Origin of the sequence: Asticcacaulis solisilvae (assembly GCF_017875235.1) — a bacterium.
Lineage (GTDB): Bacteria > Pseudomonadota > Alphaproteobacteria > Caulobacterales > Caulobacteraceae > Asticcacaulis > Asticcacaulis solisilvae_A.
Genome location: NZ_JAGGMI010000008.1, coordinates 127,049 through 142,081, shown reverse-complemented (window position 1 = coordinate 142,081; position 15,033 = coordinate 127,049). Strand labels below are relative to the sequence as shown.

The window sequence follows — 15,033 nt, the reverse complement described above, 5'->3', positions numbered from 1 at the left end:
TGTATCTCCAGGTGGCAGCGGTTGAATCGCTCTGCAGGCAACGCAACGCAGTACTATGTGCGGATTATAGGAACGCGCTTATGGGGCGCCGTTCCCCGTTGTTGTGTTTAATGGTGTACGCATTAAAATTCGTGACGGCGGCCCGCTTACGAAAGTGAAGAAATCGTAAGTGTGACGTTAACACTAACGGTTGGCCGGGTTTTGCGCCTGGCACGGTGGCTATCCCTTGTGGGTAAAATAGGCCTCCATCGGCTTCATGTCCGCGACCTTCTCCTTGATGAAGGTGAGTCGCTGTTGAAGCTGCCGGGCCACCTCGGTGTCCGGCGTCTGGTCGACCACCGGGTCGTAGGCGCCCGGAATGAGGCCATGCCCGAGGAACAGGGCGTGCCAGTCGTGTTCGACGAAGGTTTCGTCGTCGTATTCGACCAGGTGGCCGCGCGCCGCGAACAGCTTGATCTTGTAAGCCAGGGCGTCGGGTACGGCCATGTCGCGGCATTGGTCCCACATGGGCTCACCCACCCGCTTGTTCAGCTTGTAGTGACAGATCTGGTAGTCGCGCAGGCGTTCCAGCCCCGAGGTGACGTTGAGATTGAACTCCTTGCGTTCCGCCGCCATGTTCCGGTCGAGCGGCAGGAGCGACGTCAGGTGCGACAGCCCCAGCATGAGGCTTTGCAGCCCGACATTGTCGATCGGGTCGAAGCGGGTGGAGGCCTCGCCGATGCCGATGCAGTTGCCGACCCAGGGCTGACGGAAGCCTGGCGCACTGGCCGCGACATGGGTAACGGGCGCCAGTGGCAACCCCATCAGCCTGGGGGCCATGTTGGTGGCGTCCGTGTCGCTCAGTTCGGCGCCGCGATAGACAAGCTGGATGCCGGTGCGGTTGCGCAGGGGCGTCAGCATGGTCCAGCCGGAACGGAACGCGGAGACCTGGCTGAAGGCGGGCAGGGGGCTAAGCGGCGGCCCCATGGCTGTCAGGACGCGGTCGCAGGGGAACCATTGCGTCCACGACACCAACGGCGCCTGCATCGCTTCGCCCAGCAGCAGGCTGTCGGCGCCGGACGCGTCGATGAACAGGTCGCCGGTGACGGCATGGCCGTTCGCCAGTTGCACCGAGGCGATATCGCCGTTTGCCGGGTCGCGCGTGACGGCGCCAATGCCGGTGGTTTCGATATGGGTGACGCCGCCGCGGGCCAGCAATAACTGCTTCAGGACCTGGCAATAGGCAACGGCGTCGAGATGATAGCCGTAGTCACATTCGGCGAAGGCGTCGATGTCGTTGTCGGGCAGGAAGAAGCGGCCCTTGCCGGCGGCGGCGGCGTTCAGCGAGAAGGTGTCGTAGGCCTGCGCCTGTCCCTTCTTGTGCGCCTTCACCCAGAACTGGTGAAAGCGTACGCGGTTGATCGCCGGGCCATAGGTGCCGTAAGGATGCGTAAACGGGGGCTCGCCTCCGGAAAATCCGACGAAGCGCTGGCCCAGGGTGAATGTCGCCTGCGCCGTACCCATCAACGGCCCTTCGGGAATGTGCAGCAGGCCGTGGAAGGCCTGCTGGTTGCGCAGGGTAGGGATGACGTCGATGGCGTGGCGTCGTGACGGCAGCTCGACGGCGGTGATTTCGATCGCGGTGCGATGGAATGACCCGCGCAGGATGCTGGCGGCCAGCCAGAGCGCTTCGTCGCGTCCGACGATGACGAGTTTACGGATCCGGGAAGCTTCAGACATGCGCTGCGCCTTTGGAGTGGGTGTAATCGCGCACGAAGTCGTAGTGCCCCGGCATGGTCGCGACATTGGACGCAATGTGGTCGCGCAGGTCGGTCATGGTCTTCAGCATGGTATCGAGGCTGATATTGTCGGCCTGGGGATCATAGCCGCCCGGCGAAATGCGCTGGCCGGTATAGACCGCGATCCAGCTGGCCGGCGAGAACAGCCCGTCCTTGTAGCGGTGGATGTGGCCGCGCCGCCTGAAGATCTCCATCTTGTCGGAGAGGCTGTCCGGCAGCGTCATGGTCTGGACGTGCTTCCACAGGTCGCCGGTGCGTTCGCCCGAAGCGTGGTAGTGCAACACCAGGAAGTCGCGGACGCGGGTATATTCGATATCGACCAGGCGGTTATATTCCTCGGCCAGGGCGGGATCGATCTCCTGTTCCGGAAACAGCCGCATCAGGAAATTCACGGCGATCTGGGACATGTAGATGCTGGTCGATTCCAGGGGCTCGAGGAAGCCGCTGGCCAGGCCGAGCGAAATGCAGTTTTTGTACCAGGACGTCTTGCGGCGGCCGGAGCGGAAGCGGATCAGGCGTGGATCGCCGATGGCGGGACCGTCGAGATTCTCCATCAGCACTTCGCGCGCCCGCTCTTCGGTCGTGAAGCGGCTGGAGAAGACGTAGCCGGTGCCGATGCGGTTCTGAAGGGGAATGCGCCACTGCCAGCCGGCCTCGCGCGCCGTGCAGCGCGTCGTGGCGAAGTATTCATCGTCGAGGCCGCACGAGATGGCCCACGCCCGGTCGCACGGCAGCCAGTCCGCCCAGTCCTCCCAGCCGACCTTGAGCGCTTCGCCGATCAGCAGGGCGCGGAAGCCCGAACAGTCGATGAAGATGTCGCCCTTGACGACCTCGCCCGACGCCAGGGTCAGGGACTTGATGTAGCCGTTTTCCGGGTGGAGCGTGACATCGACCACCGTGCCTTCGGTGCGCTTGAGGCCGCGCTTTTCCGACCAGCGCCGCAGGTATTTGGCATAGAGATAGGCATCGAAATGATAGGCGTAGGAGTAGGTCGAACGGATCGACGTCAGGTCTTCGGACGGGAATTCGAACTTCTGCTCACGGCTGGCGACGCTGGGGTATGAGAAGTCGTCGATATTGAAGTGGTGGCCGTGCGCCTTGGCCCTCAGCCAGCACTGGAAGAAGGGCACGCCTTCGATGGGGTGTCCGTGGGTGCCGAACGGATGGAAATAGACATCGCCCTTGCGCGCCCAGTCGCGGAACTCGATCGCCAGCTTGAAGGTTGCGTTGGTTTCGCGCATGAACTCGACTTCGTCCAGCCCCAGGAACTGGTTGAAGTCGCGCACCTGCGGCAGGGTCGATTCCCCGACGCCGACAATGCCGATCTCACCGGACTCGATCAGGCGCACCGAGGTCTGGCGCGTGTTGAAAACCTTGGTCAGGGAGGCGGCCAGCATCCATCCGGCCGTGCCTCCGCCCAGTATGACGATTTTTCGTGGCGTCCGGCTGTCCATCCCGCTCCCTTTGCTGATTTGTTTTTTTCAATGTGTCGCAGGCGGGAGCATCCGGCGTCAAGCGGGATATTGCCATGCCTGGGGCCGCGACGAATTTGCCGGCGAGATGCCGGCCTGGCGTAAAATTGGATGATGTTTTAGCGGTAACATCGGCTATAGCTGGGACATCCTCCCCCACGCGCCGAGCCATGCGCGCGGCGGGCTGTCCAACCATAAAAAATTTCGGGGAGACATCATGGCTGAACAGGTTATCCGCAAGGTCGTCATCGCGGGCGGCGGCACGGCCGGCTGGTGCGTCGCGACGGCGCTCGGCAAGCTTCTGGGGCCGTTGCTCGACATCACTTTAGTCGAATCGGCCGAGATTGGCATTGTCGGCGTCGGCGAGGCGACCATCCCGACCATCCGCTCGTTCCACCGCAATCTCGGCATCGATGAGCGCGACTTCATGCGCAACTGCCAGGCCGGGATCAAGCTGGGCATTTCCTTCGACAACTGGTCGCGGATCGGCGATCACTATTTCCACTCGTTCGGCTTTGTCGGCAAGTCGCCGTGGCTGGCGCCGTTCCACCACATGTGGCTGCACGCCAGGTCGCTGGGGTTCGGCGGCGACCTTCAGGAGTATTGCCTGGAACTGCTGGCGGGCGAAGCGGCCAGGTTCTATGCCGGGCCGGACGGGCCGCTGAGCTACGCCTATCATTTCGACACCGCGCTCTACGGGCCTTACCTGCGCCGCCATGCCGAGGCCGCGGGCGTTAGACGCATCGAAGGCCGGATCAACCACGTCGACCAGGACGCGGAGACGGGTTTTGTTACCGCCATCTCGCTCGAGTCCGGCCAGCGCATCGAGGGCGACCTGTTCATCGACTGCACGGGCTTCAGGGGCATACTGATCGAACAGACCCTGAAGACGGGCTATGAGGACTGGGACCACTGGCTGGCCAACAACAGCGCCTGGGCGTGCCAGACTGAGCTTTATGGCCGTCTCAACCCCTATACCAGCGCGATTGCCCATTCCGCCGGCTGGCGGTGGGAAATCCCGCTCCAGCACCGCATCGGCAACGGCTTCGTATACTCGAACAACCACATGTCGGACGACGAGGCCCACGCCACCTTCATGACGCAGCTCCAGGCGAAGGTGATCAGCGAGCCGATCCACATCCGCTTCCGCACCGGGCGGCGCAAGAAGATCTGGAACAAGAACGTCATCGCGTTCGGGCTGGCGTCAGGCTTTATCGAGCCGCTGGAATCGACCAATATCCACCTGATGCAGATCTGCGCCGTCCGCCTGGCGCAGATGTTCCCGTTCGAGGGCATCCGAGAGCCGTTGGTCCAGCGTTTCAATACCGCGACCGCGCGCGAGGTGGAGAAGATCCGCAACTTCGTCATCATGCACTACAAGGCGACCGAGCGCGACGACAACGACTACTGGCGCGCCCGCCGCGACAATCCGGTGCCGGACGACCTGGCGCTCCGCATGCAGTTGTTTCGCGAGACCGGCCATCTCTACCAGGAGGAGGACGAGATCTTCCGCATCGATTCGTGGCTGCAGGTGCTGCCGGGCCAGCGTGTTCATGCCGAGGGCTATCACCACGCCGCCCGGCTGACCTCGCCGGATAAGCTGCGGGCGTCGCTGGACGCCATGCGGGCGAACGTCGCCGAGACCCTGGCCAAGCTGCCGGATTACGAGACCTTCCTGCGGCAGTATTGCGCGGCGGAACCGGCGGCGTAGAGGGGAAGGCGGCGCCTTCGTAGATGGACGCCGGGAGATGGCGCGTCGCCCCGCTTGCCCGCCGGCGGGAGCGTGATAAGAATGGGCAAACTCATCCAGGGGGTATTGCCATGCGTCTCTGTCTCGCCGCGCTGTTGAGCCTGTTGGCGCTGCCCGCCGCCGCGCAGGCCATCCACCAGGACGTCTATGAAGGCACGATCGGCAAGAGCCCCGTCGTTCTGGAAGTCCTCAGCTACCGCGACGGCAACACCACCTTGCGGTCAGGCCAGTACTTCTACAGCAAATACCGCACCCCGATCGCGCTTCAGGCAGGGACAGCGCCACTGACCTTCACTGAAAGCGATCCGGCCTGCTACGAAGAGACCTGTCCGGCGACGGCGACCCTGAAGCTGATCGCGGCGGGCGAGGGGCTGAAAGGCACCTGGCAGGCCGCGCGCAAGCCAGCGCGCATAGCGGTCGCGCTCAGGCGCGTCTCCGCGCGCGACTACCCGACGACGCTGAATGTGAAGACGGCCTCCGCCCTGGCCATGGTCGTTTCGGACGAAGAGGTGCTGGTGGCCGCCGGCGGCAATCCCTTCCTGCAGAAGCTTTATGACGGCGACTTGGTCGACGGCCCGGAAACGCGCGTGAACGGTGTCGGCTACCGCATGGTCACGCACAAAAGCACGGGCGTAAGCTTTATCCGCATGACCCAAATGGCGGACCCGGCCATGCTGAAGACGATCAATGCGCGACTCGACATCCGGCGGCACGCCAACCAGTCGGGTGCGCTGGAATGCGCCGAACTGCGCAAGGAGAACGACCAGATCGAAGGCTTCGGAGGCTATGAGGATATCGACGTGAAGGTCGGCTATGTGACACCGGCCCTGATGTTCGTCGAGCAGTCGGGCAGCACCTATTGCGGCGGGGCGCATCCCAACAATTTCTGGTCGCTGGCGGGCTATGACCTCAGGACGGGGGGCAATCTCGACATGAACCGCCTGCTGAAGCTGTACGATACGCCGGCAGGCTGGAAGGAAGGCGACGAACTGCCAGAGACGGCGCAGTACAAGGCGCTGGAGGCGAAGCTGACCCCGAAATCGCCGTGGTTCGTCGGCGCCGCCGACATGCCGGACTGCGTGGTCGAGGACCTGGGCTATGGTTATACCCTGTCGTTCAACGCCAAGGGGCTGGTCTTCAGCCTGACCGACGTGCCGCATGTAATGAGTGCCTGCCTGGGCGAATATTATGTCGTGCCCTATGCCGAGTTGAAGACGTTGTGGCGGCCGGAGGCGAAGGCCTACTTCCCCGCACTGTTCTGAGGCACGGGCGGCCTGCGTCGCCGCCACGGCGGGGCGATGGCACGGCTTACCAAACTGTAATTGGCCACCGTCAGTGCGGTGTTGTACCTCTCATGTAAGCATTGAATCACGAGGGGTATCATGTTCAAATTTCATCCTTTTTTCGCGGGCTGCATCACGTCGGCGGCTGTCGTCGGCGGGGTGGCGCTGCTGTGCGGCGCCAAAGCGTCGAACCACGCGCACTTCGATGAAATCACCGTCGGCCGGATCAATATCGTCGAGCCCGACGGCACCAAGCGCCTGATCATCTCCAACCGCGCCCAGTTCCCGGGCAGCTTCGAACAGGGCGTCGAAATCGCGCGCCCGGATCGCGCCAACATGGCCGGCATGTTGTTCGTCAACGACGAAGGCACCGAAAACGGTGGCCTCATCCAGAACGGTCGCATGACCGCCGACGGCAAGGTCCGCGCCGGCCTGGCCCTGTCGTTCGACCGCTTTCGCCAGGACCAGGCCTTGCAGCTCAAGCATTCCGATACCGAGACGACGTCAAGCTCGTCGTTGATCATCAATGATGTTCCAGCCTTTACAACGACATCGAACGCCGAGAAGAGTGGCTTTATGGCCGAGGCGGACAGGCTGGCACCGGCTGAGCGGCGCGCCTACTGGCAGCGCCTCGGTGACGAGGGGCGGCTGGGACAGCCGCGCATCTATCTTGGCACGACGCGGGACAGGGCATCGGCCCTGGTGCTCAACGACGCCAGGGGAAGGCCGCGCCTGCAACTGCTGGTCGGCGCCAATGGAGATCCGCAGATCCAGATGCTGGATGACAGCGGCAAGGTGGTCAGGACGGTCAGCGCCGCCGATTGAGCGCCTATGGCCGCCGGGGTCACGCCGGCGGAGCTTGGGAACGCACCGGGCTCAATCTATCACGTCTTGTCAATTATTTATCAAATCAAGTCGCGATCCTATGTGATTTCTTGCAAATCAGACGCGAGTGTTCGGTTTTCGTCGTAATATTATGGCATGACCGGATAGATTAGATGGCAAACAGCGTGGAGTGTAAGGTTGATAAGGTCTCATCTGACCGCATCACCGCCTTGCGTTTTCCGCTGATTGTCCTGGTCGTTTTTATCCATGCTTTCAGCAGTGCTATCTATACGGGCGATCAGGCACTCCTGCACACAACTGGCCATGGCGTCGACTATTACATCCGTTATGCCGGTTCGACGATTATTGCCAGGATCGCCGTGCCGCTCTATTTCGTTTTGGCCGGCTATCTGCTCCAGCTTGGCGTGCAGCTTTCGTGGCGTGCCTATCGTGAGAAGATCAAAAACCGTGTCGGCACCCTGCTTGTTCCGCATCTGTTTTGGACGACGTTGACGGTCGTCCTCTATCTGGCCCTGGAGTTTCTTCCAGGCAGCGCAGGCCTGTTTTCAGGCAGCAACCGGCGCGTCAGCGACTACTCCTTGTTTGACTTTTTCAATGCCGTACTGGGCATTACTCAGGCGCCCAACGCCTATCAGTTCTGGTTCACGCGCAATCTTATGGTTCTGGTCCTGCTGTGGCCTGTACTGTGGTGGGCTTTAAAGCTCAGTCGCTTGTTTCTGATATTACCGATTGCGATCATTTGGTTTTCAGGACTTTTCCCGGCGCAGGAATATATGCTCTCGTCCACATTGTTCTTTCTGTGCGGCGTGGCTCTGGCGATGAGGGGCATGAGCCTGTTCGCGACCGACCGGTTCGGTCCGTGGATTGTCGCCGCCTATGCCGTCGCCATTGCCGCGGACCTGCTGTCGCTCGATACACCATGGTATCGTCCGCTTCATAATGCCACAATCCTGCTGGGGTGCCTGAGCGCGCTCTTCCTGACGCGGTTCAGCCTGATGTCGCCAGGTGTGAGTAGGGTTCTGACAACACTCGCGCCGGCGAGCTTTTTCGTCTTCGCCGCGCATGAGCCTTTGCTGACCCTGGTGCGCAGGGTGGTTTACCGCGTCGTCCGGCCCGATGACAGCCTGACACTGATCGCGATATATCTCGCAGTACCGACGCTTTTGATTGCCATGCTTCTGGCCTGCTATTTTGCAATGATGAGGTTTGCGCCGACCCTGCTTTCGTTTGCGACGGGCGCCCGGACAAAGCGGTCGCCAAGGTCACTTCTGCCGGCGGAGTAACCGGGAGTCGGTTAACTCGCCGGATGACCAGGCCCCGCCTGATGACGCGGCGCCGCATATCAGGACATGAAGTTGGGGCGGAATATCCGTCGGCCGGACGCCGGCGCTTAGATCGGTATGATTTTAAGTGGAAACATCATACCGATCTAAGTTTTGTTTTGTCGCGATATTTAAGGCGAAAACCGCTTACACTTTTCGCCATATCGCTCTAGCTCGATGCGGTCTCCGCCGGCCAGGTTTCCACGGTCAGGTGGGCCAGCTCGTGGACGGGTTTCAGGCGCGCGCGGATCGCGGCGTTGTCGGCGGTTCCGGCCACGCTGACAATGGCGGCATGGGCTTCGGGACCGATGCGCCAGACATGCAGGTCGATGATTTTCGTGTCGCCCGAAGCTTCGACCAGCGCCTGAATCTCTTCGGCGACGTGATCGTCGGTTTTGTCGAGCAGCACGGCGGCGGTCGCCTTCATCAGCGACCACGACCAGCGGCCGATGACCACGCCGCCGACCACGCCCATGACCGGGTCGAGCCACACCCAGCCGATATAGCGCCCGGCCAGGAGCGCCGCGATCGCCAGCACCGAGGTGAAGGCGTCGGCCAGGACGTGCATGTAGGCCGACTTCATATTGTTGTCGTTGCCGTGCCCGTGCCCGTGCCCGTGGTCATGATGATCATGACCGTGATGATCGTGGCCATGATGATGGCCGCCGCCCGACAGCAGGAAGACGCTGGCGACATTGACGATCAAACCCAGCACCGCCACCCAGATGGCTTCAGTAAAGGCGACGTTCGCGGGCTCAAACAGCCGCCATAGCGATTCCCAGGCGATGCCGAGCGCGATCATGCCCAGTACCAGGGCCGAGGCGAAGCCCGCCAGGTCGCCGACCTTGCCCGTGCCAAAGCTAAAGGCGCGGTCGTGGGCATGTTTGCGGGCAAAAGCATAGGCGGCGGCGGTCACCCCAAGCGCGCCCGCGTGCGTCGCCATATGGAAACCGTCGGCCAGAAGCGCCATCGAGCCGGTCAGGTAGCCGGCGATGATCTCGCCGACCATCATGACGGCGGTCAGGGCGACGACCCACAGCGTCTTGCGGCGGTTGGCGTCGTGAGCGCGGCCGAGGAAGACGTGGTCATGAACAGGATTGAGCGGCATGGCGGGGCTACTTGGCGTAACGGCGAATGACGGCGATCAGCTCTTCGGCGCCGTCGCTGCGGGCTTCGGAAGAGAGGCCCGGGGCGGCGACGTGTTCGCGCAGGTGGTCGACGATCAGTTCATCCATCAGCCCGTTGATGGCGCCGCGCACGGCCGCGACCTGTTGCAGGACGTCGCTGCACGAGGCGTCCGCCTCGAGCGCCTTTTCGACGGCCGCAAGCTGGCCCGCAATGCGGCGGACGCGCGCGGTGAGGGCGGGACGGTTGGCGTGGGCGTGTGACATACTATACCCCCCTATAGTATAAAGACGCGATTGGCAATGATGGAGGGGGCGGTGGGCGGGGTTTCGACAGCGACGGCCCCACCACCATTTGCTCCGCAAATGGTCCCCCTCCCCATGCTTCGCACAGGGAGGAGGGAGCGTGTCGGCCCGACTCAGGCGACATGGCGACACTATGCGCCGCTTGATGCGACAACGTACATTCCCTCCTCCCTGTGCGAAGCATGGGGAGGTGGCAGCGAGCGAAGCGAAGCTGACGGTGGGGCGTGGCGCAGGTGTCAACCCCAGGGCGCTGCTGAGGGCCATGCTGAAAGCACATGCCCATGTCCGTTTTTCGCATCCTGTTCGTCTTACAGGCATAAGCCTGTAAATCGGCGCGCGGAGGGGACTGGGATGACGAAGCGGAACTGGCTGTGGGGTGTGGTGGCGCTTGGCGTGCTGTGCGGGGCGCCGGTTGTGGCCGAAGCGCAGGACGCGCCGCTGGTCGTCAAGAGCTACAAGAAGCGCAAGGCCGGGACGTGGTTTCGCGCCGACAGCGCGCATTTCACCGTCTACAGTGACGCGCCCCAGGCCGAGGTGGCGCGGCTCCTGACCCGGCTCGAGAAATTCCGCTACCTGTTGCGCAGCTATGTCCGGCTTGCGGAAGGTGAGGGCGACGCCGAGCCGAGGCTGGAACTGACCTATTTCGCCGGCCAGGGCGGCCTCGACACGGTCGCGCCGGAAAGCCCCGAATACACGATCGGCGTCTACAAGAGCTGCGAGGAGGGCGTCCAGGGCTTCGGCGTGCACATGTTCTATGACGCGGCCGATCACCTGGCGCTGGAAAAGCGCCCGGAAAACGAAGGCCTGAGCTACATTTTCGAAGCCTATGCGCGACACTTCTTCTACCGCCATTCCTATGAGCGGACGCCGACCTGGTTCATCGATGGCTTTGCCCACTATTTCTCGACCGCGCGCTTCGAAGGCGACCTGGCGATCGTCGGCCAGGCGCCCGAGGCCATCGCCACGCATCTCCACCGGTTGCGCGGGCACATGCGCTACAGCGTCGATTACAAGGATCTGCTCAACCAGAATGAAACCGGCAGCGACAAATATATCGGTGCGGCCGGCGTCAAGCTGGAATACCAGTCGCGGGCCTGGATATTCACGCACTACATTTTATCTTCGCAGGAAAATCGAAAGAAATTCAGTCTTTATCTGGCAAATCTTCAGAAAGGAGATGCGCCGGAAAAGGCCTTCGAACAGGCCTTCGGCTTTAAGGTGTCGAAACTGAGCTGGGAGCTGAAGATGTACATGTCTTCGAAGCTCCAGGCGGCCAGGCTGACCTTCAAGGCCCTGCCAGTGGCCGACGCCGTCTTTGAGACCCTGCCCGAAGGCGCCGAAAATCTCGTCGTCCCGCAGGCGATGATGAAGGGCTGCGCCGGCGCCAGGAAAGGACCAGGGTTGCTGGACGATGTCCGCAGGGCGGTCGCCGCCTATCCGAACGATGCGCGGGCGAAGCTGACGCTGGCGCGCGCCGAGGTGCTGTGGGGCGATCCGCACGCCGCGCTGGGCGCCGTCGACGGTCTGACGAAGGATACCGCGAACGCTGCCGAAGCCCACTATCTCATCGGCCGGGCGCGGCTAAGGCTCGGGCAGTTGCCGGCGGCGGCCGATGCCTTCTTCGCTTCGGCGGACATCGCGCCTGACGCGCCCGAAACCTCCTATTATCTTGGCAAGGCTTTGCTGGCCAAGGATGGCGCACCCGATCCGGACGGGCTTGGGGCCCTGGTCCGGGCGTGGCAACTGGCGCCCGAGGTCGATGCCTACGCGCTCGATGCCGGCCTGGCCTACGCCTATCTGGGCGACGGCGAGACGGCGGTGAAGGTCCTGCGCACCGTGGCGGACAATCCGCGCGGCCGTTCGCTGGCGGGCGTGGCCGAGGGGGCGATGAAGGACGTGCGCTCTGGAGCGGGACGTGACGCGGCCCTGGCCCTGCTGCGGTCGCATCCTTTGCCGGACGACGGCGGCCTGCCCGAATGGACGATCGCCAGCGCGGCCGTCTGGCAGGCGCTGTGGGTCGCGGTCAAACGCGACGAGGTGGCGGTGGAGATGCAGGAGATGGCGCCGGACACGGACCAGCCGCCGCCCCTGACCTACAAATAGGCCTATCCGGCTTCGGCAATGCACGCAATCGCGCGGTCGAGGTCGGCCGTCATCGTCGGGATGCCGATCGACAGCCGCAGGGCGCCGATGGCCGTGCCCGAGCCCAGGCAGTTGCGAAAGGCCTGGGGCGTGAAGGTCCCGCGCAGCCGGTCGAGGCAGCGGATCATGCCGCCATGGGCATGGCCGAAGGCCGCTTCGGCCGCGCCCGGATTGCAGAAGCAGCCGCCGCGCAGTGCTATGCCCTGCCGGGCGGCGCGCGCTTCGACGCCTTCGTAGGGGATGACGGCGCCGCCTCTTGTCAGCAGGTTGAAGGCGATCGTTCCGCCGCGCCCGTTCAGGTCGGCCGGGCCGTAGAGTTCGACCCAGGGCGATCCGTCGGCGTGGACCAGTTCTGTCAGGCGCGACAGGGCATATCGGGTCAGCATGCTCATGCGGGCGGACAGGGCGTGGCGGTCGATGCGGCCGAGAAATTCAAAGCCGTCGACGGCCGCGCCGGCGCTGAGAAAGTCGGGCGTGCCGTCTTCGAAGCCGTGGTGGCCAGGCGACAACTGGTGCCGGTCGTGGGCGACCGAGACGTATTCGACCGTGCCGCCGGAGAACCACGGCCGCCTGAGCCGCTCAAGCGCCGTGTGTTTGACGATGAGCGCGCCCATGCCGGTCGGCAGGCCGAAGAGCTTGTAGAAGGAAAAAGCGAGGAAGTCGGCGGGGTGGCGCGCCAGCGAGATATCGCCGGACGGGCCAAAGCCCGCGGCGTCGAGCAGGACGTCGAAGCCGAGGCCTTGCGCCGCCCTGATCAGGTCCAGATCGTGGCGGACGCCGGAAAAGTTCGATTGGCCGGGGAAGGCAAGGAGGCCGCCGCCCATGCGCCGGGCGCTGGCGTCCAGGCGTTCGGCGGGGCTGTCGAGGCGCAGGCCGGGCGCCAGGGGCAGGACATGGACGGGCGCATCCTTCGTCTTCGCATATTCTCGCAAGCCATTCATAGAGTTGTGATTATCGGCGCTGAGTACAAGTCCTTTCGAAGGCCCGAATGGATAGCTTTCGGCGACGAGCCTGATGGCGGCGCTGGCATTGTGGGTGAGGACAATGTCGTAGATGTCCGGGTCGGCGTCGAAGAAGGCCAGCGCCATGGCGCGTGCGGCGGCGATGTCGGCCATGCTGGCGCGCGATGGAGTGTGGCTGGAGTGGGGATTGCCGTAGACGCCGTCGGTGATCCGCGCGGCGTGGGCGGCGGCCTGGGATGCGCTGTGGAGGGCCGCGCCCGTATAGTCGAGATAGGTGACGCCGTGGGCGTCCAGGCGGGCGAACTCATTGGCCCGCAGCGCATCGAAGTCGGTCATGGCGCGCGTGGATGTATCGTCTGGAGCACTGCCCGCTTCAGATGAAGCGGCGCAATGCTCCAGGTTTTTGTTTTCCCGCATTTCCTGGCGGCGAACCGGTACCCACTTCGCCGGTAAATGCTCTAGCATCCGCGCCTCCGGGACCGGGTACGAACAGGCGCGTTGCTGTCACCGATCAACGGCTGGCCGCCGAAATAGCGGCTGAGTTCGGAGGTGGCGCGGAAGGCCGCCTTTTGCGCGTCGTCGGCGTCGGGGGAAAGCATCGGCGACAGGACCTCTTCGTCCCAGTCGGCCAGTCCGCCGGGGATGAAGACGGCATTGTGGACGCCCAGCGCTTGCAGCAGTATCCAGGCCTGTGCTGCGTGGGCGCCGCCGTCGGAATAGAGGACAAGGGTTTCGTGCGGCGCGAAGGTGGTTTCGACCAGGCGTTCGAGCGGGATGTTTTCCGCCGTCGGTATGGCGTAGGCGGCGAAGTCCTTGGCCAAGCGGACATCGATGACCCGCAGGCCGGGTTTGCGGTCCCTGATCCAGGCGGCGAGCCGCGGGGCCGGGACGTGGTCCGATCCATCATTGATGGCGCCAATCGTGCGGGCGATGTCGAGGCGGCCCTTCGTATGGCGGTAGGGCAAGCCCGCGAAGGCGGTCAGGCCGGCAAGGGCGGCGGCGGCAAAGCCAAGGCGGCGGGTGATGGTCATCTTTCCCTCGCGAAACGGTCAATGATGGCGAAGGCGGCGAGCGCCATGAGGGTGATGGCCGCGACGGCGGCGCCGTAGGGCAGGCCGGTCAGGCGGGGCAGGGTGAGGACGCCCAGCGGCGTGGCGTTGTAAAACTCGGCATAGAGCGGAAAGGCCACGCCCGCCGCGACTATCCCCGCGAAGAGGCCAATGACGACCGCCAGGCCATCGATCCGCCCGGAGGCGGCGGCGACGCACGACGTGCCAGGGCACAGGCCGCACAGGACAAAGCCCGCCCCGAAGATGAGCCCGCCCACGGCCTGGGGCAGCAGGAAGGTCTCGGGCACATAAAGCGCGCCGAGCGGAACGACGCCGAGCCGCCCCAGCCAGAACAGGCCCAGCATGGCGGTGACGATGGCGGTCATCATCACTTTGAAAACCGTGAAGTCGCGCAGGTAGAACTGGCCCGACAGCTTGTTCGGGTCGCCAAGACCGGCGCGTTCGAGTGCGAAGCCGAAGGCCGCGCCGATGGCAAGGGCTGTGAGAAGTTCGCTCATGACCACAGCCTCCGCACCAGGGGCGCGGCTGCGAAACCGCCCGCAAAGGCCGCCAGCATGAAGACCCAGCTGCTGGTGCTTAACAGCGCGCCGCCGCTCAAGGCCTGGCCGCTGGTGCAGCCGCGCGCCAGCACGGCGCCCAGGCCCATGACCGCCCCACCGATGAGCGCCGCGAACAGGCGCGGTGTAACGGCTAAAGACGGCCCGCGCGCGACCTGAAAACGGAAACGCCCGGCGAGCCACGCCGATATGGCGCCGCCGAGGACGATGCCCGCCACCTCCCAAACGATCCAGGCCGTCTGCGGCGGGCCGTCGTTGCGGTAGGCTTCGAACCAGGGGTTGGCCACGGGCGCGACGGCGCTGGCGGCTTCGGCGAAGGCGCCGGACGCGCCCAGGCCCTGGCCCGTCAGGACGAAACAGGCGATGAGGACGCAGCCAAGCCCGATGCCGGCCAGATAAGGCGCAGCGTAGGGGCGCATCG

13 protein-coding genes are annotated in these 15,033 nt (G+C 64.0%); 5 read left to right on the top strand and 8 right to left on the bottom strand.

Annotated elements, in window-relative coordinates; all coding sequences use genetic code 11:
* Positions 1-219: 219 nt before the first annotated feature.
* Entirely contained in the window at positions 220-1,719 is a 1,500-nt protein-coding gene (locus J2X24_RS14575; protein ID WP_209723118.1) for a tryptophan halogenase family protein, read from the bottom strand.
* Positions 1,712-3,232, bottom strand: a complete 1,521-nt coding sequence (locus J2X24_RS14570) for a tryptophan halogenase family protein (protein WP_209723116.1) — start codon at positions 3,230-3,232, stop codon at positions 1,712-1,714. The genes J2X24_RS14575 and J2X24_RS14570 overlap by 8 nt, the downstream gene beginning before the upstream one ends.
* A 235-nt stretch (positions 3,233-3,467) precedes the next feature.
* Between J2X24_RS14570 and J2X24_RS14565 the strand changes: the two genes are divergently transcribed.
* From J2X24_RS14565 to J2X24_RS14550, 4 genes are all read left to right on the top strand, one after another.
* Positions 3,468-4,961, top strand: a complete 1,494-nt coding sequence (locus tag J2X24_RS14565; RefSeq protein WP_209723113.1) for a tryptophan halogenase family protein — start codon at positions 3,468-3,470, stop codon at positions 4,959-4,961.
* 110 nt (positions 4,962-5,071) lie between these two features.
* Positions 5,072-6,262 (top strand): hypothetical protein, encoded by a 1,191-nt coding sequence (locus J2X24_RS14560; protein WP_209723110.1) that lies wholly within the window; start codon positions 5,072-5,074, stop codon positions 6,260-6,262.
* A 120-nt stretch (positions 6,263-6,382) separates the two neighbouring features.
* Positions 6,383-7,108 (top strand): hypothetical protein, encoded by a 726-nt coding sequence (locus tag J2X24_RS14555; protein WP_209723107.1) that lies wholly within the window; start codon positions 6,383-6,385, stop codon positions 7,106-7,108.
* A 173-nt stretch (positions 7,109-7,281) separates the two neighbouring features.
* Complete coding sequence (locus J2X24_RS14550; RefSeq protein ID WP_209723104.1) at positions 7,282-8,412, top strand: acyltransferase family protein; 1,131 nt, start codon at positions 7,282-7,284, stop codon at positions 8,410-8,412.
* A gap of 208 nt (positions 8,413-8,620) precedes the next feature.
* Here the strand turns inward: J2X24_RS14550 and dmeF are convergent, their stop codons facing one another.
* Both dmeF and J2X24_RS14540 read right to left on the bottom strand, forming a co-directional pair.
* Positions 8,621-9,559 (bottom strand): CDF family Co(II)/Ni(II) efflux transporter DmeF, encoded by a 939-nt coding sequence (dmeF, locus tag J2X24_RS14545; protein ID WP_209723102.1) that lies wholly within the window; start codon positions 9,557-9,559, stop codon positions 8,621-8,623.
* A gap of 7 nt (positions 9,560-9,566) precedes the next feature.
* Positions 9,567-9,842, bottom strand: coding sequence for a metal/formaldehyde-sensitive transcriptional repressor (locus J2X24_RS14540; protein ID WP_209723089.1), 276 nt, complete (start codon positions 9,840-9,842; stop codon positions 9,567-9,569).
* A 390-nt stretch (positions 9,843-10,232) separates the two neighbouring features.
* Between J2X24_RS14540 and J2X24_RS14535 the strand changes: the two genes are divergently transcribed.
* Positions 10,233-11,984, top strand: coding sequence for a tetratricopeptide repeat protein (locus tag J2X24_RS14535; protein WP_209723086.1), 1,752 nt, complete (start codon positions 10,233-10,235; stop codon positions 11,982-11,984).
* A 2-nt stretch (positions 11,985-11,986) separates the two neighbouring features.
* On the opposite strand, the gene J2X24_RS14530 is transcribed toward J2X24_RS14535, so the two are convergent.
* From J2X24_RS14530 to J2X24_RS14515, 4 genes are read right to left on the bottom strand one after another with little or no spacing between them, the layout of a single operon-like run.
* Positions 11,987-13,450 carry an aminotransferase class V-fold PLP-dependent enzyme gene (locus J2X24_RS14530; RefSeq protein ID WP_209723082.1) on the bottom strand — a complete coding sequence of 488 codons (1,464 nt, stop codon included), beginning with the start codon at positions 13,448-13,450 and terminating at the stop codon, positions 11,987-11,989.
* The gene (locus J2X24_RS14525) at positions 13,444-14,016 is read right to left on the bottom strand and encodes a rhodanese-like domain-containing protein (RefSeq protein ID WP_209723079.1); all 573 of its coding nucleotides are present in this window, start codon (positions 14,014-14,016) and stop codon (positions 13,444-13,446) included. The genes J2X24_RS14530 and J2X24_RS14525 overlap by 7 nt, the downstream gene beginning before the upstream one ends.
* Positions 14,013-14,552 carry a YeeE/YedE thiosulfate transporter family protein gene (locus J2X24_RS14520; protein WP_209723076.1) on the bottom strand — a complete coding sequence of 180 codons (540 nt, stop codon included), beginning with the start codon at positions 14,550-14,552 and terminating at the stop codon, positions 14,013-14,015. The genes J2X24_RS14525 and J2X24_RS14520 overlap by 4 nt, the downstream gene beginning before the upstream one ends.
* Positions 14,549-15,031 (bottom strand): YeeE/YedE thiosulfate transporter family protein, encoded by a 483-nt coding sequence (locus J2X24_RS14515; RefSeq protein ID WP_209723073.1) that lies wholly within the window; start codon positions 15,029-15,031, stop codon positions 14,549-14,551. Before J2X24_RS14515 ends, J2X24_RS14520 begins: the two co-directional genes overlap by 4 nt.
* Positions 15,032-15,033 lie beyond the last annotated feature (2 nt).

Coding starts and splice junctions, on each gene's coding strand:
- J2X24_RS14575 (WP_209723118.1), bottom strand. CDS start 1,719: ATGTCTGAAGCTTCCCGGATCCGTAAACTCGTCATCGTCGGACGCGAC.
- J2X24_RS14570 (WP_209723116.1), bottom strand. CDS start 3,232: ATGGACAGCCGGACGCCACGAAAAATCGTCATACTGGGCGGAGGCACG.
- J2X24_RS14565 (WP_209723113.1), top strand. CDS start 3,468: ATGGCTGAACAGGTTATCCGCAAGGTCGTCATCGCGGGCGGCGGCACG.
- J2X24_RS14560 (WP_209723110.1), top strand. CDS start 5,072: ATGCGTCTCTGTCTCGCCGCGCTGTTGAGCCTGTTGGCGCTGCCCGCC.
- J2X24_RS14555 (WP_209723107.1), top strand. CDS start 6,383: ATGTTCAAATTTCATCCTTTTTTCGCGGGCTGCATCACGTCGGCGGCT.
- J2X24_RS14550 (WP_209723104.1), top strand. CDS start 7,282: ATGGCAAACAGCGTGGAGTGTAAGGTTGATAAGGTCTCATCTGACCGC.
- dmeF (WP_209723102.1), bottom strand. CDS start 9,559: ATGCCGCTCAATCCTGTTCATGACCACGTCTTCCTCGGCCGCGCTCAC.
- J2X24_RS14540 (WP_209723089.1), bottom strand. CDS start 9,842: ATGTCACACGCCCACGCCAACCGTCCCGCCCTCACCGCGCGCGTCCGC.
- J2X24_RS14535 (WP_209723086.1), top strand. CDS start 10,233: ATGACGAAGCGGAACTGGCTGTGGGGTGTGGTGGCGCTTGGCGTGCTG.
- J2X24_RS14530 (WP_209723082.1), bottom strand. CDS start 13,450: ATGCTAGAGCATTTACCGGCGAAGTGGGTACCGGTTCGCCGCCAGGAA.
- J2X24_RS14525 (WP_209723079.1), bottom strand. CDS start 14,016: ATGACCATCACCCGCCGCCTTGGCTTTGCCGCCGCCGCCCTTGCCGGC.
- J2X24_RS14520 (WP_209723076.1), bottom strand. CDS start 14,552: ATGAGCGAACTTCTCACAGCCCTTGCCATCGGCGCGGCCTTCGGCTTC.
- J2X24_RS14515 (WP_209723073.1), bottom strand. CDS start 15,031: ATGCGCCCCTACGCTGCGCCTTATCTGGCCGGCATCGGGCTTGGCTGC.